Below are 21,588 nucleotides of genomic sequence, written 5' to 3' on the forward strand. Positions count from 1 at the left end.
GTGTGAAGGGTGTGTAGCGATGATTTTGGTGACGGGCGGCGCCGGCTTTATCGGCTCAAACTTCATTCTCGACTGGCTGGCGCAGAGCGACGAGCCTGTTCTCAATCTCGATGCGCTGACCTATGCTGGCAACAGTGAGAATTTGGCCTCGCTTTCGGGAGATGCCAGGTACACCTTCGTCCGTGGAAGCATTGGCGATAGTGCGCTGGTGACGAGCCTCCTGACACGATACAAACCCTGCGCCATCGTGAACTTCGCCGCCGAAAGCCATGTTGACCGCTCGATCCATGGGCCGGAAGATTTCATTCAGACCAACATCGTAGGCACATTCCGGTTACTGGAAGCAGTGCGAGCCTATTGGGGCGGATTGGCGGATCGCGAAGGGTTTCGTTTCCTGCACATTTCGACCGACGAGGTATTCGGTACGCTGCGCGCGGGTGATCCTGCCTTTGACGAACAAAATCAGTACCAGCCAAACAGCCCTTATTCGGCCAGCAAAGCAGCAGCGGACCACCTTGTTCGGGCCTACCACCACACCTACGGCCTGCCCGTTTTGACCACCAATTGCTCCAACAACTACGGCCCGTTTCACTTTCCAGAAAAGCTCATTCCCCTGGTCATTCACAATGCCATTTCAGGTCGCTCCTTGCCGCTCTACGGCGATGGCCGGCAAATTCGCGACTGGCTCTACGTCAAGGATCACTGCAGCGCAATTCGACGGGTGTTGGACGACGGCTTGCCAGGACAGACCTACAACATCGGGGGCTGGAACGAACGAACCAACCTCGAGGTCGTGATGACGCTCTGCGACGTGCTTGACGAGCTTAAGCCCAAAGCAGACGGCGGCTCCTATCAGGATCAGATCACGTTCGTGACCGATCGCCCGGGTCATGACCGGCGCTACGCTATCGACGCCCGCAAGATTGAGGCAGAGTTGGGCTGGCGACCAGCCGAGACGTTCGAGACCGGCATCCGAAAGACTGTTCGCTGGTATCTCGATCATCCGGATTGGGTACACAACGTCACCTCCGGCAGCTACCGCAACTGGATCGCGAAGCAATACGCATGAATATCCTGCTGCTTGGCAAGAACGGCCAGGTCGGCCGGGAACTTCATCGAACGCTCCTTCCGCTGGGTGCGGTGACGGCGCTGGAAAGGCGTGACATCGATATGGAAGCGACTGAGACCCTCCCTGCGATCTTGGAGGAACATGCGCCCGATCTTATCGTTAATGCCGCCGCCTGGACGCAGGTCGACCGTGCGGAATCGACGCCGGAGGCCGCTTTCCGGGTTAATGCCGAAGCGCCGCAAATCATCGCTCGATTTGCCCGCGACCGCGGCGCGACGCTCGTTCACTACTCAACAGACTATGTTTTCGACGGCCGGAAGGAGGCGCCGTACGTCGAAAGTGACGACACCAATCCGCTGAACGTCTACGGGCAATCAAAGCGAGCCGGCGAGCAAGCGATCGAAGCGTCAGGCTGCAGGTTCGTTATACTACGGACAAGCTGGGTTTTCTCCGCGACGGGAGCCAATTTCATCAAGACCGTTCTTCGCTTGGCGCGGGAGCGAGCGACGCTGCGCATCGTTGCCGATCAATTTGGCGCGCCGACATCAGCCGAACTGATCGCCGACGTCACGGCACTGGCAGTCGCGGCCCATCGCCGAGGGGAATTTGACGGCGGCATCTATCATCTGACGGCGCAAGGCCAAACGAGCTGGCATGAGCTTGCATCCTATGTCGTTCGACGTGCGTGCGAACTGGGGTTCACTTTGCAGACTGATGTTGCCGACATCGAGCCGATTGCGACCGAGGAATACCCCCTGCCTGCAGTGCGGCCGCAAAACTCCTTGCTCAATAGCGATGCACTCGCCGGTCGCCTGGGATTGGATCTGCCGTACTGGAGCGTGCACGTGGACAGGATGCTCGATCAACTGAAGGAACGGGAGCTGCAGGCGTGACTCGAAAAGGCATCATCCTCGCCGGTGGTTCCGGCACCCGTCTGCATCCCGCGACGTTGGCAATCAGCAAGCAGTTGCTGCCGGTCTTCGACAAACCGATGATCTACTATCCATTGAGCACGCTGATGCTCGCGGGCATCCGAGACATACTGGTGATATCGACCCCGCAGGATACACCTCGCTTTGAGGCGTTGCTGGGAACCGGCGAGCAGTGGGGCATCAACTTCTCCTATGCCGTGCAGCCGTCGCCCGATGGCCTGGCCCAGGCCTTCATCATCGGAGAAGACTTCCTGGAGGGGTCGCCAAGCGCACTCGTGCTCGGCGACAATATTTTCTACGGGCATGACCTGCCGCTCCTGCTGGGTAGCGGTATGTCGCGCGCGAGCGGCGCAACCGTCTTCGCTTACCATGTGCTCGATCCCGAGCGCTATGGCGTCGTCGAGTTCGACGATGCGAAAAGGGCTCTGTCCATCGAGGAAAAGCCGTCCCTGCCGAAGTCGAACTATGCCGTCACGGGCCTCTATTTCTATGATGAGAGGGCAGTCGACTATGCCAAGCAGCTCAAGCCCTCAGCGCGCGGCGAGCTTGAGATTACTGATCTGAACAGCCGCTACCTCGATGCAGGAAGCCTGACCGTGGAGATCATGGGGCGCGGCTATGCCTGGCTCGATACGGGAACTCACGATTCTCTCCTCGATGCCGGACAATTCATTTCGACACTGGAGCATCGCCAGGGCCTAAAGGTTTCCTGCCCGGAGGAAATTGCGTTTCGAAACAAGTGGATCGACAGAGCCCACCTTGAGCAGCTCGCCACCCCGCTTGCGAAAAGTGGCTATGGCAAGTACTTGCTGCGACTTCTGAGCGAGGCTGAAGACAGATGAAGGTGACGCCGCTCGAAATTGCCGATGTCCTGCTGGTCGAGCCGACAGTCTATGGCGACGACAGAGGATTCTTCTTCGAGAGCTTTAATCAGGCCCGCTTCAATGCGGCCGTCGGCCGCGACGTCAGCTTCGTGCAGGACAATCACTCCAAGTCGGCAAAGGGCGTCTTGAGGGGCTTGCATTACCAAATACGGCGACCACAGGGAAAACTCGTACGCGTTGTGGACGGCACTGTATTTGATGTTGCCGTCGACATGCGCAAAGGCTCGCCGACCTTCGGCAAGTGGGTGGGAGAGTACCTGTCCGCTGACAACAAGCGGCAACTCTGGATCCCCCCCGGCTTCGCCCACGGCTTTCTCGTTCTGTCCGACTGCGCGCAATTCCTCTACAAGACAACAGATTTCTATTCGCCGGAAAACGAGCGGGCCGTGATCTGGAATGATCGTGCTCTGAATATTGCTTGGCCGATTAAGGGGGCACCGCTTCTTTCTGAAAAGGATGCGATGGCGTCGACATTCGAGCACGCCGAGCTTTTCCTCGATCAAGCGGATAGCTGAAGGCGATGCTTCCATAAAATCTTGAAATCGCTTGAATGTTTTGCCAGCTGCCGTGGACGGCGAGGAGCCTTGAATTGAAGGACGCCAGCGCCTGCCCGGTATCAACGACGCTTTCCGGAAACGTTTTAGTATGGCAGATAAGGAGGCGCAGCGTTCAATCGGGGAGGTAGATTGCCGCAGATGAAGGGAATTCGCCAACTCGCAAAGCATCTCGACATCTCGATCGGGACGGTTTCGCGCGCGCTGAACGGCAGGCCTGACGTCAATGAAGAGACGCGCAAGCGCGTGCTCGCGGCCGCCGAAGAGCTGGGTTATGTGGCAAATCAGTCCGGACGCAGCCTCCGTCAGGGAACGACAAACGTCATCGGGCTGATGATCGAATCCAGCAAGGAAACGGTCGAAAACAGCGACAACTTCTTCCTTGGTGTTACCGGCGGTCTGCAGAGCGTGCTTTCCCGTCACAAGCTTGACCTGCTGATGCTGCCATGTCCGAACGACGAGGACCCCCACGAGTATCTGAAGCGGATGGTCGCGCGGCGGATCGTCGATGCGATGATCATTTCGGCCACGCAGCGCGTCGACAAGCGTATCGACCTCCTGGTCAAGGCCAAGATCCCGTTCGTCGCGCTCGGGCGCAGCACGTCCGGCGGCAACCATACCTGGATCGACCTTGACTTCGAGGGCGTCGCCGCCTGCGCTGTCGATCGGCTCGTGTCCAAAGGACACCGCCGTATCGCCATCGCAGCGCCATCGAACGACATCAATCTTGGCTATATCTTCGTCGACGCCTATCGCCAGTCACTCGAGCGGCACGGCATCACCTACGATCCGTCGCTCGTCATCCGCGTCAAATCAAGCGAGCAGGGCGGCTACCAGGCTGGTCATGAACTGCTACGGCTCGACAGCAAGCCAACGGCGATCATCCTGATATACGAGCTCATGGCGATCGGCCTCTATCGTCGCCTGAACGAAGCAGGCATTGTTCCCGGTCGCGATCTCGCCGTCATTGGCTTCCGCGAGGAACCGCGCGGAAAATTCCTGCAACCATCGCTGACCTGTTTTCGCATGTCACTGCGCGATCTCGGCGTCGAGCTTGCCGAAACCTTGCTGGCGACAATGCCGGCCTATGCCGAGCACTACCCAAAAGGCGCACGCAACACGATCTGGCCACTCGAACTTGCCCCAGGAGAGAGTGACGCTTTTTCGCTGAGCACATAGCCGGGGCGAGCCTTTTGTTCTTACCAAAATACGAAGATGCGACACCTGAGCGATCCCGCGTTGCTGGCTCTCTGTACGAAGATGAGTTCCACCGACAGAAATTCGAACGAACTTTTTTCATGCTGCGGTGCGACAGGCATTTGCCTAAGCGCCCGCGTTTTCAAGTGTTTTTCGCAGCATTTCTGTAAAAACGAGATGGCATTGACAGCAGGAAACGTTTCCGCTTAGTATCGTAAACGTTTACGGGATGCGTTTCGGGAGGAAAGCCGGAAACGATCCACCGGAGGAAATCGTGATTTTGAATGCCGTTCTATGCGGATGCGGAGCCATGTCCAAGGGCTGGTTGCGCGCCATCAAGGAAACCCCGGCTCTTAAAGCCGCCATCGAGGTCAAGGGCCTCGTCGACGTCAATCCGGCAGCAGCCGAAGCACTCGCCGCCGAGTTCGGCCTAAAGGGCGCCGTCATCGGCACCGATCTTGCCGACGTCATTGCCAAGGCCAAGGCCGACATCGTGTTCGACGTCGTCATTCCGACGGCACGTTTCAACGTCGTCTCCACGGCGCTGAAGGCCGGTTGCCACGTTCTCAGCGAAAAGCCGATGGCGACCTCGCTTGCCGAAGGAGCCGCGCTGATCGATCTCGCTGCCGAGACCGGCAAGATCCACGCCATCATCCAGAACCGCCGCTTCATCTCGGGCGTGCGCCGCATGCGCCGTTTCATCGAGAGCGGGGCAATCGGTGACCTGACCGCCATCCACTGCGACTTTTTCCTCGCTCCACATTTCGGCGGTTTCCGCGAGGAGATGGACAACGTCCTTTTGCTCGACATGGCGATCCACACCTTCGATGCCGCCCGCTATGTCGCCGACAAGAAGCCACTTGCCGTCTATTGCGTCGAACGCAATCCGAAAGGCTCCTGGTACAGGCACGGCGCCTCGGCCAATGCGACCTTCGAGTTTTCTGACGATGTCGTCTTCACCTACCGCGGCTCCTGGTGCGCCGAAGGCGAGCGCACGAGCTGGGAAAGCGAGTGGCGTCTCGTCGGCTCCAAGGGCATGTTGACCTGGGATGGCGGCGACACGTTCAATGCAGCGGTTGTCGGCAATGAGCCCGGCCTCCTGCATGGCTTTACGCCCGTAAACGTTCCCGAGCCCGCGCACGAAGAAGAAACGCACGGTCATGCCAGCGTCATTGCAGGCTTCGTCGAGGCGATCAAATCAGGCAAGCGGCCCGAAACGGCAAGCTCCGACAATATCAGAAGCCTCGCCATGGTCTTCGGCGCGATCGAAAGCGCCAAGACCGGCAAGCGCATTGAAATTTCAGCATAAGGATTAATGACGTGAGCAACCCCGCCAAGTCCATTCGTATCGGCACCATGGTCAGCGCCTCCAAGGGCGGCGCCGACAAGCGCATCGGCCAGATTGCCGATATGGGCTTTGAAAGCTTCGAGCCCTTCTTCTGGCAGACGACGAACGGCCAGGATCTTGCCGAACTCGGCAAGCGCTGCGTCGATGCCATTGGTGATCGCGACATTACCATCTCGACGCTCGGCATGTTCGGCAATCCGCTCGAAACGACGGAGATCGACCTGCAGACACTGCAGGGCTGGAAGGACTGCATCGACAACGCACACCATTTCGGCGCAACCTGTGTTGCCGGCTTTACCGGCCGCATTCGTAACAAGCCGCTGACCGACAGCCTGCCTCGCTACAAGGAGATCTGGAGCGAGCTGTCAAAGCGTGCAGCCGACAAGGGCGTCAAGATCGCCTTCGAAAACTGCGCCATGGACGGCAACTGGGCGACCGGCGACTGGAACATCGCCCACAACCCGGACGCCTGGGAACTGATCTTCAACGAAACGCCGGACGATCACATCGGCCTTGAGTGGGAGCCTTGCCATCAGATGGTCTATCTGATCGAGCCACTGCCACAGATCCGCAAATGGGCCAAGAAGATCTTTCACGTGCATGGAAAAGACGCGACGATCCGCTGGGACGTCATCAAGGAACACGGCATCTTCGGCAAAGAGAAGTTCGTCTTCATGCGCACGCCGGGCTTCGGCGACAGCAACTGGACGGACATTATTTCCGAACTGCGCCTGGCCGGCTGGTCCGGTTCGATCGACATCGAAGGCTGGCACGACCCGGTCTATCGCGACGACTTGGAAATGACCGGCCAGGTCTACGCACTGAACCATCTCAAGCATGCCCGGGGCGGCGACTTCGTCGTCGATCCGGTCTGATGACATCGTGGCCGGCGAGGAGGAATCGCCGGCTTCCGATAGGATAACCACAAAGGAGGAGAACTATGGGTATCCGCAAGTTTGCAATGATCGGCGCCTTGGCGCTCGCAGGCGTCTCTCTCTTCGGCCTGGCCGCCAAGGCCGAGGACGTCACCTTGACCCTCTGGTCGCTGGACAGGGACACTCAGCCGGCGCCGAACCTCGTCAAGGAATTCAACGCGCAGAACAACGGCATCAAGATCGAGTATCGTCTGATCCAGTTCGATGACGTCGTCACCGAAGCCATGCGCGCCTATGCCACCGGCCAGGCGCCTGACATCATCGCGGTCGACAACCCCGAGCATGCCATGTTCGCATCGCGTGGTGCCTTCCTCGATATCACCGACATGATCAAGGGATCGTCGGCCATCAAGCCGGAAAACTACTTCCCTGGTCCGCTGAAATCGGTCGAATGGGACGGCAAGTACTACGGCATTCCGAAGGCGACCAATACGATCGCGCTCTACTACAACAAAGATATGTTCAAGGCGAAGGGTCTTGATCCGAACAAGCCGCCGCAGACCTGGGACGAACTTGTCGAGGATGCGCGCAAGCTGACCGACCCGGCCAAGAATGTCTATGGCCTGGCCTTCTCCGCCAAGGCGAACGAGGAGGGCACTTTCCAGTTCCTTCCCTGGGCCCAGATGGCAGGCGGCGGCTATGAGAACATCAATGCCGAAGGCGCGGTCAAGGCACTGGAAACCTGGAAGACGATCATGGACGAGAAGCTTGCTTCTCCGGACACGTTGACCCGCGGCCAGTGGGATTCGACCGGCACCTTCAATTCGGGAAATGCCGCCATGGCGATCTCTGGTCCCTGGGAGCTCGATCGCATGATGAAGGAAGCGAAGTTTGATTGGGGCGTAGCCCTGCTTCCGGTTCCAAAGGAAGGGGCCGAGCGTTCTTCCGCCATGGGCGACTTCAACTGGGCGATCTTTGCCAGCTCGAAGCATCCGGCCGAAGCCTTCAAGGCACTCGAGTTCTTTGCCTCCCAGGACGACAAGATGTTCAAGAACTACGGCCAGCTTCCGGCCCGTTCCGACATCACCATCCCGCAGACCGGCGAGAAGCTGAAGGACGAGGCGCTGAAAGTCTTCATCGAACAGCTGAAATACGCCAAGCCGCGCGGCCCGAACCCGCAATGGCCAAAGATCTCCAAGGCGATCCAGGACGCCATCCAGGCTGCTCTGACCGGTCAGATGAGCCCGAAGGACGCACTCGATCAGGCTGCCGACAAGATCAAGGCTGTTCTGGGCTAGTATCCCCCGCATAACCGGATGGCTTTCGGGCCATCCCACCATTTCCTCCCGGCAGGGGCTGTCTCGCAGCGCAAGCTCCAGACAGCCCCGTTCGGAGTATTGGAGGACCGATGAAACGGATTCTTTCAAGTGTCAGGGACGGCCGTGGCTTCGACATCACGCTCGTCGCCCTTCCGCTGACGTTCCTGTTCCTGATGGCGGGATTGCCGCTTATCTACAATGTGGTGATGAGCTTCCAGGAGGTTGACATGTTCAGCCTCGGAACCTTTTCGCGTCCCTTCGTCGGCTTCAAGAACTATACCGATCTCTTTGCCCAGCCGGAAACTTGGCCGATCCTCGGCAATACCGTGATCTTCGTGGTCGGCTCGATCGCGGGGCAGTTCCTGATCGGATTCGGTCTTGCGCTGTTCTTCTGGGTCAATTTCCCGGGCGCCTCGTGGCTGCGCGGCCTGTTCCTCGTCTCCTGGGTCATGCCCGGCCTCGTTGTCGGTGCGATCTGGAACTGGATCCTTTCGGGCGATTTCGGCGTCCTCAATTTTATTCTCAAGGAGAGCGGCATCATCGGCAGCAATATCTTCTGGCGCTCCGATCCACACTTTTCGCTCTATGCCGTCATCATCGCCAACGTCTGGCTGGGAACGGCCTTCAACATGATCCTGCTATCGGTCGGCCTGTCCGGTATCCCCGGCGACCTCTATGAGGCGGCGGAACTCGATGGCGCCAATGCCTGGCAACGCTTCTGGACGATCACGCTGCCGATGATGCGTTCGACGATCGGCGCCATCATCGCGCTTGGCCTGATCTTCACGCTTCAGCAGTTCGACCTCTTTGCCGCGATCACGTCCGGCGGTCCGAACAACTCATCCAACGTCACGCAATACTGGGCCTGGGACTTGTCCTTCCGCCAGTATGATTTCGCTAAGGGCGCGACCATCTCCGTCATCATGATCGTCTTCGTCATGTTCGCCTCGGTCGTCTATGTCCGCTCCACGCGCCATGAGGTGCGCGGATGAGTGAGACAACACGCAACCGCCTTATGCTTGTGATCGCCATCGTCATGGCGGCGATTTATCTATTCCCGCTCTACTGGATGTACGTCACGGCCATCAAGGGCGGGTCGGAGATGTTCGCCACGCCGCCAAGCTTCTGGCCCGGCGATCCGCAATGGGGCACCTTCGGCTATGTCTGGGAAAGCCGCAACATGGGTCGCTATCTCTGGAACTCGCTGGTCATCGCCGTCGGCGCCGTGACATTGATTACCGTTCTCGGCGTTGGTTGCGCCTATGTTCTGGCGCGCTATCGCAACGTCTGGGTGGATGTCGGTCTCTTCCTGATCCTGATGCTGCAGGTCCTGCCTGCATCGCTGATGGTGACGCCGATCTTCGTCGGATTTTCGCAATTCGGGATGCTCGACCATCCACGCCTTGCCGTTATCATCGCGATTGCTGCCAAAAGCATGCCGTTCTTCGTCGTCCTGGTGCGCGCCACCTTCATGGCGGTGCCGATGGAACTCGAGGAGGCCGCGCTCGTCGACGGCAACAGCCGCGTCGGCGCTTTCTTCAATATCGTGTTGCCGCTTGCCCGCAACGGCATCTTGGTCAGCGCCATCCTGATCTTCATGCAGGCCTTCGGCGAGTTCGTCTATTCGAAGTCGATGATCCAGGCGGTCGAACTCCAACCGGCGAGCGTCGGTCTCAACTCCTTCATGGGACCGAACACCAACGAGTGGAACAACATCATGGCTTACGCCACGATGTATGTGACACCGATCCTTGCCATCTTCGTTCTCTTGCAGCGCCGCATCGTATCCGGCCTCACCTCTGGAGCCCTCAAATGACCAATCAGATCGAGCTCAGCGGCGTCAACAAACACTACGGCGCATTCCATGCCCTGAAGAACATCAACCTGTCGATCGCAAAGGGCACCTTCGTCGCACTCGTCGGCCCGTCCGGCTGCGGCAAGTCCACCCTTCTTCGTTCGCTTGCGGGCCTTGAAAGCATTTCCGAAGGCGAGTTGAAGATTGCCGGCCAACTGATGAACAACGTGCCGCCGCGCAAGCGCGACGTCGCCATGGTTTTCCAGTCATACGCGCTTTATCCGCACATGACCGTCGAGGAGAATCTTACCTACAGCCTGCGCATTCGCGGCGTCGCCAAGGCTGAAGCCCGCAAGGCGGCGGAAGAGGTTGCGGCGACCACCGGCCTGTCGCATTTGCTCAAGCGTTACCCGCGTGAGCTTTCGGGCGGCCAGCGCCAGCGTGTCGCGATGAGCCGCGCCATCATCCGTCATCCGAAGGCATTCCTGTTCGACGAGCCGCTCTCCAACCTCGACGCAGCGCTGCGTGTTCACATGCGCAAGGAAATCCGCGCGCTGCACGATCGGCTGCATGCAACCTCGGTCTACGTCACGCATGACCAGATCGAGGCGATGACGATGGCCGACCATGTTGTCGTCATGCGCGAAGGCGTGATCGAGCAGCAGGGCAAGCCGCTGGATCTTTACGACAAGCCCGCCAACAAGTTCGTTGCGGGCTTCATCGGCTCTCCCGCCATGAACTTCATCCCGGCCGTCGTCGCCGAAGACGGCAAAAGCCTGACGATCGATCTTGGCAGCGTGAAGCACAAGATTGCGACCGACCATCAGGTCCAGCCGGGGCGCAAGGTGACCGCCGGCATTCGTCCCGAACATATCGGCCTAACGGCGCCGGGGCAGGGCACGTTCGACGTGCCAGTGGCAGTCGTCGAATCGACCGGCTCATCGACCTTTGTCACGGCTGCGACGACACCCGAATTGACCATCGTCGAGACGGGCCGCGGCATGGCGCGGGCGGGCGAGACGATCGGCGTGATCGTCGATCCCTCACAGCTGCATCTCTTCGACGAGACGAGCGGTATCCGACTCTGAACCATTGGCGGCCGGCCGAATCCGGCCGCCTCGACTGGTCTTCAGCGTCCGCCTTCGATCTTGCGATGACGCTGATTGGTGCCGCCGGCGCCATAGGGGTAGTCGGCCACATGGGGCTGGCTGACTTCGCTTAGCTTCGTCATCTCCTCTTCGGAAAGCGAAAGCTTTGCCGCGGCGAGATTGTCCGCAAGCTGCTCACTCGTTCGTGCTCCGAGAATGACCGATGTCACCGCCGGTCGCGCCGCAGTCCAGGCAAGGGCGATCTGTGCCATGCCGACACCACGGGCCTTGGCGATCGCCTCCACCGTCTCGATGATCGCCCATGTCCGCTCCTGCGCATTCCGCTGCGCATAAGATTCCATGCCCCGGTTCGGGTTCTCCCCAAGACGGGTGGCACCCGTCGGCATATGGTCGCGCCGGTACTTACCCGTCAGCCAGCCGCCGCCGAGCGGTGACCACGGCAGCAAGCCCATACCAGCATCCTGGCAAGCGGCTACGATCTCAAACTCGATGTCGCGCACCAGCAGGTTATATTGTGGCTGCAACGTCACCGGCCGGGTGTAGCCGCGTGCCTTGGCGATCTCGACGGCCTTGGCGATCTGCCATCCGACATAGTTGGAAAAGCCGTAATAGCCGATCTTGCCGGCGCAGACGGCATCATCGAGAAAGCGCAGCGTCTCCTCGATCGGCGTCAGTGCGTCCCAGGCGTGCATTTGATAAAGATCGATGTGCTCGAGGCCAAGGCGCGCAAGCGAGGCATCGAGCGCCTGGTTCAGATGGCGGCGAGAAAGACCGATGTCGTTCGGACCGGGCCCCATCGGGAACCGTCCCTTGGTCGCGATCACGGCCTGCTTGGCTTCCGTGGGCCGCGCCTTGAGCCATCGCCCAATGATCTCTTCCGACTTGCCGGCACTATAAACATCAGCGGTGTCGATGAAGTTTCCGCCCCAGGCAAAATAGTCGTCAAGCAGTTTATGCGAAGCAGCTTCGTCAGCCTCCGCACCGAACGTCATGGTGCCAAGGCAGTAGGCGGTGACGACTGCACCGCTATGGCCAAGCTTGCGGTAATCCATGGAAGATCCTCCTCTTCGAATAGTGGCGTTGCTTGGAAAGGTTTGTCCTATGTCGCTGAACCGTTCGTCGTTGTCTCTTCGAGCACGGCGTCCGGAATGTCGTCGAAGGACGCGTAGTTCAGGTTATAGAGCCGCGAATAAAGCTTGCGGTTTCTCATCAGTTCCTGGTGGTTACCGCTTTCGATCAACTCACCGTTCTGCAGGACGATGATGCGATCGGCCTCCCTAATCGTGGCGAGGCGGTGGGCGATAACAAGCCCCGTGCGGTTTTCGAGCAGCTTGACCAGCGCCTTCTGGATCAGCATTTCCGTATAGCTGTCGATATTGGCCGTCGCCTCGTCGAGGACCAGTATTTTCGCGTCGGCCACCAGCGCACGGGCAAAGCTCAAGAGCTGACGCTGGCCGAGCGAAAGGTTGCCGCCGCGTTCACCGAGCATGCTGTCGTAGCCCTGCGGAAGGCGCATAATGAAGTCGTGAGCGCCGACGGCCTTGGCCGCCTCAATGACCTGTTCGCGGGTCGCTTCCGCCTTGTGATAGCGAATGTTCTCGAAGACCGTACCCGTAAACAGGAATGGCTCCTGAAGGACCATGGCGATCTGATCGCCAAGCGAATCCTGGGTCAGGTTGCGCACGTCGTGCCCGCCGACCAACACCTGTCCCTGCTGGACGTCGTAGAAGCGATGGATCAGCGACATGCAGCTCGACTTGCCCGAACCCGTCGGCCCAACAAGTGCGACCGTCTCGCCCGGGTTCACCTTGAAACTGACATGCTTGAGAACCGGATGCTTCCGATGATAGCCGAAGACCACATCGCGAAATTCCACTGACCCGTCCATGTCGGCGGACAATTCCTTGGCATCTGGGGCGTCCTTGATCTCGACGGGCACGTCGAGAACTTCGGTCAATCGCTGACCGGAAGCCATGGCGCGCTGCATCACCGAATATTGCAGCGTCAGCGAGCGGATCGGGTCGAAGAAGCGCTGGATATAGAACAGGAATGCAACAAGGACGCCAACATCGAGTGCTTGGTTCAGAACACGCGCGCCCCCGACGACGATGACGAGCGCCATGGCGACACCGGTCAGCGAGTCGACGATCGGCACCATCACCTGGGCATAGCGTGCCGCTGTCAGGTGCGTCTTCAGATTGGCCTTCGCTTTGTCGTCATAGAGCATGAAGTTGACGCCCTGGCGGTCCATGCTCTGGACCGCTCTTACGCCGTGGATCGCCTCGGCCAGCGCTCCGTTGGCGACGGAATTGGTCTCGTGCGCTGCCATGAAGGACTTGCGGGCCAGAGGCAACCAGAAAAGCCGCACGACGAAAAGGATCGGCAGGACCGAGAGCGTCAAAAGGCCAAGCTTGAAGTCGAGATAGAGCATCACGAAGACAATGCCGAACAGCAGCGCGATATCGCCGACCGACAGGACGGAGGTTTCCAGGAACTCCTGCATCGAATTGACGTCACCCTGCAGGCGCGACATCAGGCGGCCGACCTCGGTCTTGTCCATAAAGGAGAGAGAAACCCGCTGCAGGTGCGAAAACATCGCCTTGCGGATGTCGAAGAGCACCTCTTCGGCGACATTGCCAACCAGCGTCTCCTGCGCATAGCTGGCGCCGTAGTTGATCAGGATCGCCACAAGAAAGGTGACCATCGCCCATGTCAGCGCCGAATGGCCTCCTTGCGGCTGCATGCCGTGATCGATCGCGTAGCGGATGATCAGCGGGATCAACAACTGCATCGCCGTAAAAGTCAGCACGGCGGCCACCGAAAGCCAGACTTGCCGGCGGTAGGGATGCACGAAGGCCCAGATTCGCTTGACGATGTTGCCGTCGAAGGTCTTGCCGAACATCTCCTCCTCGACGCGATGGGAGCCGACAACTGCGCGTGGCGGCCGGCGTCCATCCTCGCGAACGTCGGAGCGTTCGGTTTCCAGTTCCTCGGCCATCTATACTCCTCCCCAGGCGCCGACGGCGTCGTCGCCCGGCCGCACCTGTAGATCGTAGAGCGCCTTGTAGCGCCCGCCCGCGGCCAGCAACTCCTCGTGTGTGCCGCGCTCGACGATTTCTCCATTCTCGACGAACAGGATCTGGTCGGCATGCATCAGCGAGCTCAAGCGATGAGCGACAATAATCGTCAGGCGATCGGCCGCATATTTGCGCATCGCAGAGCGGATGCGCTGTTCGGTTGCCGCATCGATCGCCGCCGTTGAATCATCAAAGATCATGACGGCGGGTTTCAGCATCAGCGCGCGGGCGATCGACAAACGCTGGCGCTGCCCTCCCGACAACGATACGCCGCGTTCGCCAACCACCGTGCCGTAGCCGGTCGGCAGGCCAAGCACGTAGTTGTGCAATTGTGCGCTTTCGCTTGCGCGCTCGATGCGGCCTTCCTTTGCCCAAGGATCGCCGTAGGCGATGTTGTTTTCGATCGAGGTCGTGAACAGGAAGGAATCCTGCTGGACAACCGCGACCGCGCGACGAAGCGACTGCAGCGTCGCCTTGCGGATATCCTGCCCGTCAATGGTGATCTTGCCCTTCGTGACGTCGTAAAACCGCGGGATCAGATGAGCAAGAGTCGACTTGCCGCTGCCCGGCGGCCCGACAATGCCGATCGTCTCGCCGCGTTTTGCTTCGAAGGAGACATTGCCCAGCACCTCGTGCATCGGCAAGCTCGGATAGGCGAAGCTTACATTCTCGAAGCGAAGCGTCCCATCGGTAAGCACCAGATCCTTGGCGTCAGGCGCATCGCGCACTGCAATTTCGAGGTCGAGCAAATTGAAAAGCCTCGTGCCACAAGTCGATGCGCGCGCGAAGGCGTTGACCATGAGGCCAAGCTGGCGGACCGGCATCTGCAGGATCGTCATGAAGGTCAGGAACGACGCGAGCGTGCCGACCGTGATCTCGCCGGACATGACCTTGCCGCCGCCAACCCAGAGCACGAGACCCATGGCTGCAAAGAAGGAGAAGGTCATGGCGCTGGTATTGACCACGCGGATTCCGACGCGCTGGTGGGCAAGCGTCAACGCGTTCTTCGAGGCCTTCTCGAACTTCATCATCTCGTGCGCCTGCGCGGCGAAGGCCCGTACCACGCGGATGCCTCCGAGATTTTCTTCCATGATGCGCGTCAGCACGGACAACCGCTCCTGCAGGTCGAGCCAGGTCGCGCGCAATCGCAACTGCGTGACCGAAGAACGCCAGCCAACGAATGGCACGAAGCTTAAGGCAAGCAAACCGAGAACGACGTCTGTGGAAAGCAGCATATAGGCGCCGATGCCAATCAGCATTGTCAACAGCACCATGCGCACCAGCGCCGTCGAGAAATACATGCGGACACCTTCGAGGTCGAGCAGACCGACGGTAATCAGATCGCCCGAGTGGACGCCGTCATGAAAACTGAAGGATAGGCGCTGGATTTTCTCGTAGCAGGCAAGGCGTAGCTCGTAGCCGATATGGTGGCCGACGCTTTCGCTGTAATAGTTCTGGATCATCGTAAAGATGCCACGCAGGACGCTGGCGCCGAGCAGCATCAGCGCGGTCGTCAGCAGCGCATCCTGTGCAAGTTGCCCTGCCTGACCGCCTTCCATCGCGATCTGCGTGTGGTCGACAGCCTGGCCGAGCAGACGGGGGATCATCAGCTGAAAGGTAGAGGCCACAAGGGTTGCGCCAATGGCGAAACCGGATTGCCAGGGATGGCGAAATGCCATGACGGTGATGCGGACCAGCGTAAAGAGGCCTTTGCCCCAGCCTGCCGCAATCGCCTTCGCCATCGAAGCCGAGGGCTTCGTCGCGCGTGTTAAAGCATCGCTGCTCACGGGTAATGTTCCAAACAGAGGTGTGGTCGGACGCTGGTCCGGAAAGACGCCGAATCCATGAAGGGATTGATTAGCGCCCTTACTTTTGCCGATTCCTTTCGGCCCTTCAAGTCAAGAATTCACCAATTGGTTATTTTATCGTGAGCCTGGAAAAGACGAAGAAACGGCACCGATACGGCGATATTTGGCTCGAAATATCCAAACAATTTCCGTTCGTTATCGCTAGAGGACTGTGGGGCTTGGAACAAAAGACTTGCCTAAATCGTCTTTTGGAGCTTTCATACACGACCAGTTTGATAGACTAATAGGCGGTTCAAAACTGCGTGAACCAGCTCAACGCGCGAGCGATTTTTCCCGCGTTGAAACCAATCGAGACACGATGCGCGAAGTCGCAGGGGAGTTGAGATGACGGTTCAAGGGCTTTTTTCCTCGAAGTCAGCAGCGGCGGCACAGATCTCCGCCATGCCGCGTTTTGCCATTGTCGGCCGCGGCTTTTCCGGAATGATGATGGCGGTCGCCCTGATGAAGACAGTGCGCATGCCTTTTCATCTGCAGCTCTTCGACCCCAATTCGTCGGTCAGCGGCGGACAAGCGCTTTCCTCGGCACGAGCTTCGACGATCCTGAATACGCGTGTGCGGGATCTATCGGTTTCCACTGGCGATTCCGACGATTTCAACGACTGGCTCTGTAGCAACGCGGAATTCCGTGCCGCCGTGCCCGCGGCTATCCCGGGGTTCCGCCAGATCTTCGTGCCAAAAGAGATATTCAGTGACTACGTCTATCAACGCTTCTCCGAAGCCTTGTCCGCCCGCAGGGACATCACCGTTCAGGTCTGCCACGAACCGGTTGTGGCGATCCGCAGGAGCCACGGCAACCGCTTCCTGCTCGAAAGCGCCAATCCCGCCAATCCGCTATTCGATACGGTCATCCTCGCCACCGGCTACGGCTTGCCGGAGATCGAAGAACCGGAACAGGAGCCTTCGCCAGTCAGAGCCCAGCGCCTGATCGCGCGACCGCATACGGTCCTGCTCGGCAGCGGCATCCGGGTCGTCGATCAGCTCTTGCAATTGCGCGATGCCGGCTATGCAGGGCAGATTACTATCCTCTCCCGGCACGGTTTCCTACCCCAGAGCCATACTCCCAACTCTGCCGATCCGGTTTTTCCTGCGGACGCTCTACCGTCCAACCTCCCGGATATCCTGCGTTTCATCCGCGGCGCCTGCCGCGAGGCCGAAGAAGAAGGCCGAAGCTGGCAATCCGTCATGAACGGGTTGCGCAAGCATGCCCGCTCGCTCTGGCGCGCGCTGCCGGCCCACCAAAAGCGTCAGTTCAACCGTCACCTTCGCGCCATCTACGACAGCCATCGCAACCGACTACCCGAGGCCATCTACGCGCGTCTTCAGAGCGAGCTTGCCGGTGGCAATACGGTTCTTCGCCGCGGCGTCGTGGGACGGCAGGGTTTGAGCGGCCTGTTCTTCCGGCCGGCCAGCTCGCAGTCAGATGAGATCATTCATGCCGAGCGTATCCTGGACTGCCGCTGCCAGGCGCCACAATTGACCTCGCCGCTGCTTGCAAGCCTGATAAGAGAGGGCTTGGCCCTGCCAGACGAATTGTCGCTCGGCCTGGCCGTCGATCAGCGCGGCCAGCCTTGCCTCGACGATGGATCGGTGGTTGAGGGACTGTTTGCCGTCGGCCCGCTCGGCCTCGGCAGCCTACCCGACATCGATCTCGTTCCGGAGATCGTCAGCCAGGCATACGCTGTGGGAGAGCGTGTTGCGTTACGCTTCTATCCCCGGAGCAAGGCTGTCTGATCAGCTCGGCGGGCGCGCAATTCGCTGCGGACAACGAAGGCAAGTAGCCCCGAAGCCATGATCGCCAACGCCAACCAGGTAATCGCGTAAACCAAATGGTTGTTGGGGAAGGCGATCTGCGTCAGCCCGCCAACCGGCAGGCCGCCTGGATTGGGCGTCGCATCAGCATCGATGAAATAGGGGGCGACATCTGCGACATTGCGGCGATCGGCGATCGCTGCCACATCGCGCGAATACCAGCGATCATTGGCCGGATCGTTGGATTTGATCAGAGTGCCTTTCGGCTCCGTAATCCTCAGCAGTCCGGTGATCTTTACCGACGGGACCTGCCCGTCGCCGCGTGTCGCAGCATCGCGCTTGTCCGTCGGTACGAAGCCGCGGTTGATCAGGATAGAGGTCCCGTTTGAGAGATTGAGCGGGGTGATTACCCAATAGCCTGGTCCGAGCGCCGTCGACGCGTAGATCAGCGTTTCCTTGTCGTTTTGCAGGATACCTTCGGCCGTCACATGACGATATTCGTCATTGGCGCGACTGACCTCGCCCCACTGCGCGCGTGCAGGCGCTGGAACCGGCTCTGCATGGACGCGCTGATCAACGCGGGCGATCAGATCCTCTTTCCAGGAAAGCCGTTCGACCTGCCAGATACCGAGCGATACCAGGGCGGCAATCAGCAACACCATGAGACCGCAGAATATCGTGAGCCCAGCGGCGGTATGTTGTCTTTGCGCTTTTTCGGAGTGAATGTCGGCCATGGCCAAAACCTTTGCGGGCGACGTGACCGCCGCCCGCTCTTTGCCCTCAGGGCATGTTCTTCATCATTTCCGGGCTCATCGGCATCATGTTTGTGTTCAGATGATGCATGACCCAGAGGGAACCGGCGAGCGCGATGGCTACGAGCAACAGCGTGAAGATCAACGCCATCATCGTCCAGCCACCTTCCGAGCGCGGATTCATATGAAGGAAGAAGATCATATGAACGACGATCTGCACAGCGGCGAGTCCCATGACCCAGGCAGCAGTGACGGCCGGGTTTTCGAATACGCCGGCCATGACCAGCCAGAACGGGATCGCCGTCAGAATGACCGACAGCACGAAACCGATCATATAGCTCTTGAATGTGCCGTGGGCCGCCTCGTGCCCATGGCTGTGGCCATGATGGGCTTCGTGCGCGTCTTCGGTTGCGGGTGCGTTGGAGGTCATCCGAGAACTCCCATAAGATAGACGAAGGAGAAGACGCCGATCCACACGACGTCGAGGAAGTGCCAGAACATCGACAGGCACATCAGGCGGCGACGGTTTTCCGGGATCAGACCGCGCAGCGATACCTGCACCATCAGCGTCACGAGCCAAACGATGCCGAAGGTGACGTGCAGACCGTGCGTGCCGACCAACGTGAAGAAGCCGGACAGGAAGGCACTGCGGGTTGGACCCGCGCCCTCGTGGATCAGGTGCGCGAACTCATAGAGTTCAATCCCAAGAAAGGTGAGACCGAAGAGGCCGGTAATGGCGAGCCAGAAGAGCGTGGCGCTCTTTTCCTTCCGCTCCATCTGCAGCATCGCGAAGCCATAGGTGATGGAGGACAAAAGCAGCATCGACGTGTTGATCGCCACCAGCGGCAGATCAAAGAGATCGGCCGGTGACGGTCCGGCCGCATAATTGCGGCCGAGAACGGCGTAGGTGGCAAACAGCACCGCGAAGATGAGGCAGTCGCTCATCAGATAGAGCCAGAAGCCCAGCATCGTGCTGCCTTCGGGATGGTGCTCCTCGGTCAGGTAGAATTCAGGCTTATTGGCCTTGTCGATCACAGTATCGCTCATGGTCTTACACCTGCTCGGCAAGCAGTGCCGTGCGCTTGCCTTCCGTTTCCGTGACTTCCTCGGCGGGAATGTAGAAGTCGCGCTTGTAGTTGAAGGTATGGCCGATCGCGACCGCAAGCATGGCTGCGAACGACAGGATGGCGAGCCACCACATGTACCAGATGAGACCGAAAGCCAGCCCGATGCTGAGTGCGCCAAGGATGACACCCGTTCCGGTATTCTTCGGCATGTGGATCGGCTTGAAGCCTTCCAGCGGGCGGGCATAGCCGCGCCCCTTCATGTCGTACCAGGAATCATGGTCGTGGACGACAGGCGTGAAGGCGAAGTTGTAGTCCGGCGGCGGCGAGGAAGTTGACCATTCCAGCGTGCGACCATCCCAGGGATCGCCCGTCGTATCTCGCAACTCCTCGCGCTTGAAGAAGCTGACGACGAGTTGGATGATGAAGGAGGCGATGCCGATCGCGATCAGGACGGCGCCAAAGGCGGCGATGATGAACCAGATCTGCAAGGACGGATCCTCGAACTGCGACACACGACGCGTCACGCCCATAAGGCCGAGCACGTAGAGCGGCATGAAGGCGAAGTAGAAGCCGATCAGCCAGAACCAGAAGGACATCTTGCCCCAGAACGGATCGAGCTTATAGCCGAACGCCTTCGGGAACCAGTAGGTGACGCCCGCCATCAGGCCGAACACCACGCCGCCGATGATGACGTTGTGGAAGTGGGCGATCAGGAAGAGCGAATTGTGCAAGACGAAGTCGGCCGGGGGAACCGCCAGGAGGACGCCGGTCATGCCACCGATGACGAAGGTCACCATGAAGCCCATCGTCCACAGCATCGGCACTTCATAGCGGATGCGGCCGCGATACATCGTAAACAGCCAGTTGAACATCTTTGCCCCTGTCGGGATCGAGATGATCATCGTCGTGATGCCGAAGAAGGAGTTGACGCTTGCGCCCGAACCCATCGTGAAGAAGTGGTGCAGCCAGACGAGGTAGGACAGGATCATGATCACGCAGGTGGCGTAGACCATCGAGGCGTAACCGAAGAGGCGCTTGCCGCAGAAGGTGGCAACAACCTCCGAGAAGATACCAAACGCCGGCAGCACCAGGATGTAGACCTCCGGGTGACCCCAGATCCAGATGAGGTTGACATACATCATCGGATTGCCGCCGAGGTCGTTCGTGAAGAAGTTCGTGCCGGCATAGCGGTCGAGCGACAGGAGCGCCAGCGTCGCCGTCAGAATCGGGAACGTCGCGACGATCAGGATGTTGGTGCAGAGCGCCGTCCAGGTGAAGACCGGCATCTTCATGAAGCTCATGCCGGGTGCACGCATCTTGACGATGGTCGCAATCAGGTTGATCCCTGACAGGGTCGTGCCGACACCGGCCACCTGCAAGCCCCAGATGTAGTAATCGACGCCGACGCCCGGACTATAGTCGGATCCCGACAGCGGCGGATAGGCAAGCCAACCGGTCTGCGCGAATTCGCCGACGAAAAGCGAGATCATGATGATGATCGCGCCTGCCGTCGTCATCCAGAACGAGAAGTTGTTCAGGAACGGGAAGGATACGTCTCGCGCGCCGATCTGCAGTGGCACCACAAGGTTCATCAGGCCCGTGACGAACGGCATCGCCATGAAGAAGATCATGATGACGCCATGGGCCGTGAAGACCTGGTCGTAGTGATGCGGCGGCAGGTAGCCACCCGATCCGTTGAAGGCAATGGCCTGCTGGAGGCGCATCATGATGGCGTCGGAGAAGCCGCGCAGCAGCATGATGAGCGCAAGGATGACATACATGATGCCGATCTTCTTGTGATCGACGCTCGTCAGCCACTCGCGCCAGAGGTAATCCCAGAGCTTGAAATAGGTAACAACACCCAGAAGCGCGATGCCACCCAGCGCGACGGCCGCGAAGGTCACGACCAGGATAGGCTCGTGATAGGGGATCGATTCTAGGGTCAACCGACCGAAGATGAACTTCAGGAGGTCAGGATTGGAAAACATGGATG

The 21,588-nt window shown here is 59.4% G+C and carries 19 protein-coding genes; 12 read left to right on the forward strand and 7 right to left on the reverse strand.

Annotated features, from left to right (window positions below; genetic code table 11):
- Nucleotides 1-19: 19 nt before the first annotated feature.
- From rfbB to PMI09_RS14045, 11 genes are all read left to right on the forward strand, one after another.
- Nucleotides 20-1,069 (forward strand): dTDP-glucose 4,6-dehydratase, encoded by a 1,050-nt coding sequence (rfbB, locus tag PMI09_RS13995; RefSeq protein WP_007794869.1) that lies wholly within the window; start codon nucleotides 20-22, stop codon nucleotides 1,067-1,069.
- Nucleotides 1,066-1,962 carry a dTDP-4-dehydrorhamnose reductase gene (gene rfbD / locus PMI09_RS14000; RefSeq protein WP_007794871.1) on the forward strand — a complete coding sequence of 299 codons (897 nt, stop codon included), beginning with the start codon at nucleotides 1,066-1,068 and terminating at the stop codon, nucleotides 1,960-1,962. The genes rfbB and rfbD overlap by 4 nt, the downstream gene beginning before the upstream one ends.
- On the forward strand, nucleotides 1,959-2,843 hold the full coding sequence (gene rfbA, locus PMI09_RS14005) for a glucose-1-phosphate thymidylyltransferase RfbA (protein WP_007794873.1): 885 nt from the start codon (nucleotides 1,959-1,961) through the stop codon (nucleotides 2,841-2,843). Before rfbD ends, rfbA begins: the two co-directional genes overlap by 4 nt.
- A complete protein-coding gene (gene rfbC / locus PMI09_RS14010) occupies nucleotides 2,840-3,400 on the forward strand; it encodes a dTDP-4-dehydrorhamnose 3,5-epimerase (RefSeq protein WP_007794876.1) in 561 nt (186 codons plus the stop codon). Before rfbA ends, rfbC begins: the two co-directional genes overlap by 4 nt.
- Nucleotides 3,401-3,580: 180 nt before the next feature.
- Complete coding sequence (locus tag PMI09_RS14015; RefSeq protein WP_037083096.1) at nucleotides 3,581-4,618, forward strand: LacI family DNA-binding transcriptional regulator; 1,038 nt, start codon at nucleotides 3,581-3,583, stop codon at nucleotides 4,616-4,618.
- 247 nt (nucleotides 4,619-4,865) lie between these two features.
- On the forward strand, nucleotides 4,866-5,945 hold the full coding sequence (locus PMI09_RS14020) for a Gfo/Idh/MocA family oxidoreductase (protein ID WP_081499075.1): 1,080 nt from the start codon (nucleotides 4,866-4,868) through the stop codon (nucleotides 5,943-5,945).
- Between the two features lie 11 nt (nucleotides 5,946-5,956).
- Nucleotides 5,957-6,859, forward strand: coding sequence for a sugar phosphate isomerase/epimerase family protein (locus tag PMI09_RS14025; protein ID WP_007794886.1), 903 nt, complete (start codon nucleotides 5,957-5,959; stop codon nucleotides 6,857-6,859).
- Between the two features lie 65 nt (nucleotides 6,860-6,924).
- A complete protein-coding gene (locus PMI09_RS14030) occupies nucleotides 6,925-8,157 on the forward strand; it encodes an ABC transporter substrate-binding protein (protein ID WP_007794889.1) in 1,233 nt (410 codons plus the stop codon).
- 110 nt (nucleotides 8,158-8,267) lie between these two features.
- The gene (locus PMI09_RS14035; RefSeq protein ID WP_007794893.1) at nucleotides 8,268-9,170 is read left to right on the forward strand and encodes a carbohydrate ABC transporter permease; all 903 of its coding nucleotides are present in this window, start codon (nucleotides 8,268-8,270) and stop codon (nucleotides 9,168-9,170) included.
- Nucleotides 9,167-9,994 (forward strand): carbohydrate ABC transporter permease, encoded by an 828-nt coding sequence (locus PMI09_RS14040; protein WP_007794898.1) that lies wholly within the window; start codon nucleotides 9,167-9,169, stop codon nucleotides 9,992-9,994. The genes PMI09_RS14035 and PMI09_RS14040 overlap by 4 nt, the downstream gene beginning before the upstream one ends.
- A complete protein-coding gene (locus tag PMI09_RS14045) occupies nucleotides 9,991-11,061 on the forward strand; it encodes an ABC transporter ATP-binding protein (RefSeq protein ID WP_007794902.1) in 1,071 nt (356 codons plus the stop codon). Before PMI09_RS14040 ends, PMI09_RS14045 begins: the two co-directional genes overlap by 4 nt.
- A 41-nt stretch (nucleotides 11,062-11,102) precedes the next feature.
- Here the strand turns inward: PMI09_RS14045 and PMI09_RS14050 are convergent, their stop codons facing one another.
- The 3 genes from PMI09_RS14050 to PMI09_RS14060 are packed head-to-tail and all read right to left on the reverse strand — an operon-like array spanning nucleotide 11,103 to nucleotide 15,901.
- Nucleotides 11,103-12,134 carry an aldo/keto reductase gene (locus PMI09_RS14050; RefSeq protein WP_007794905.1) on the reverse strand — a complete coding sequence of 344 codons (1,032 nt, stop codon included), beginning with the start codon at nucleotides 12,132-12,134 and terminating at the stop codon, nucleotides 11,103-11,105.
- 47 nt (nucleotides 12,135-12,181) lie between these two features.
- Entirely contained in the window at nucleotides 12,182-14,080 is a 1,899-nt protein-coding gene (locus tag PMI09_RS14055; protein ID WP_007794908.1) for an ABC transporter ATP-binding protein, read from the reverse strand.
- Nucleotides 14,081-15,901, reverse strand: a complete 1,821-nt coding sequence (locus PMI09_RS14060) for an ABC transporter ATP-binding protein (protein WP_037083163.1) — start codon at nucleotides 15,899-15,901, stop codon at nucleotides 14,081-14,083.
- Nucleotides 15,902-16,351: 450 nt separating this feature from the next.
- Here PMI09_RS14060 and PMI09_RS14065 point away from each other — a divergent pair, with 450 nt between their 5' ends.
- Entirely contained in the window at nucleotides 16,352-17,758 is a 1,407-nt protein-coding gene (locus PMI09_RS14065; RefSeq protein ID WP_007794915.1) for an FAD/NAD(P)-binding protein, read from the forward strand.
- Here PMI09_RS14065 and PMI09_RS14070 read toward each other — a convergent pair.
- The 4 genes from PMI09_RS14070 to cyoB are packed head-to-tail and all read right to left on the reverse strand — an operon-like array spanning nucleotide 17,734 to nucleotide 21,583.
- Entirely contained in the window at nucleotides 17,734-18,510 is a 777-nt protein-coding gene (locus PMI09_RS14070) for an SURF1 family protein (protein WP_007794918.1), read from the reverse strand. The genes PMI09_RS14065 and PMI09_RS14070 overlap by 25 nt on opposite strands.
- A 46-nt stretch (nucleotides 18,511-18,556) precedes the next feature.
- The gene (cyoD, locus tag PMI09_RS14075) at nucleotides 18,557-18,958 is read right to left on the reverse strand and encodes a cytochrome o ubiquinol oxidase subunit IV (RefSeq protein ID WP_007794921.1); all 402 of its coding nucleotides are present in this window, start codon (nucleotides 18,956-18,958) and stop codon (nucleotides 18,557-18,559) included.
- Nucleotides 18,955-19,575 carry a cytochrome o ubiquinol oxidase subunit III gene (cyoC, locus tag PMI09_RS14080; RefSeq protein ID WP_007794924.1) on the reverse strand — a complete coding sequence of 207 codons (621 nt, stop codon included), beginning with the start codon at nucleotides 19,573-19,575 and terminating at the stop codon, nucleotides 18,955-18,957. Before cyoC ends, cyoD begins: the two co-directional genes overlap by 4 nt.
- 4 nt (nucleotides 19,576-19,579) lie before the next feature.
- Nucleotides 19,580-21,583, reverse strand: a complete 2,004-nt coding sequence (gene cyoB / locus PMI09_RS14085; protein WP_007794927.1) for a cytochrome o ubiquinol oxidase subunit I — start codon at nucleotides 21,581-21,583, stop codon at nucleotides 19,580-19,582.
- Between the last annotated feature and the right edge of the window lie 5 nt (nucleotides 21,584-21,588).

The organism is Rhizobium sp. CF122 (genome assembly GCF_000282035.1).
Classification (GTDB): domain Bacteria; phylum Pseudomonadota; class Alphaproteobacteria; order Rhizobiales; family Rhizobiaceae; genus Rhizobium.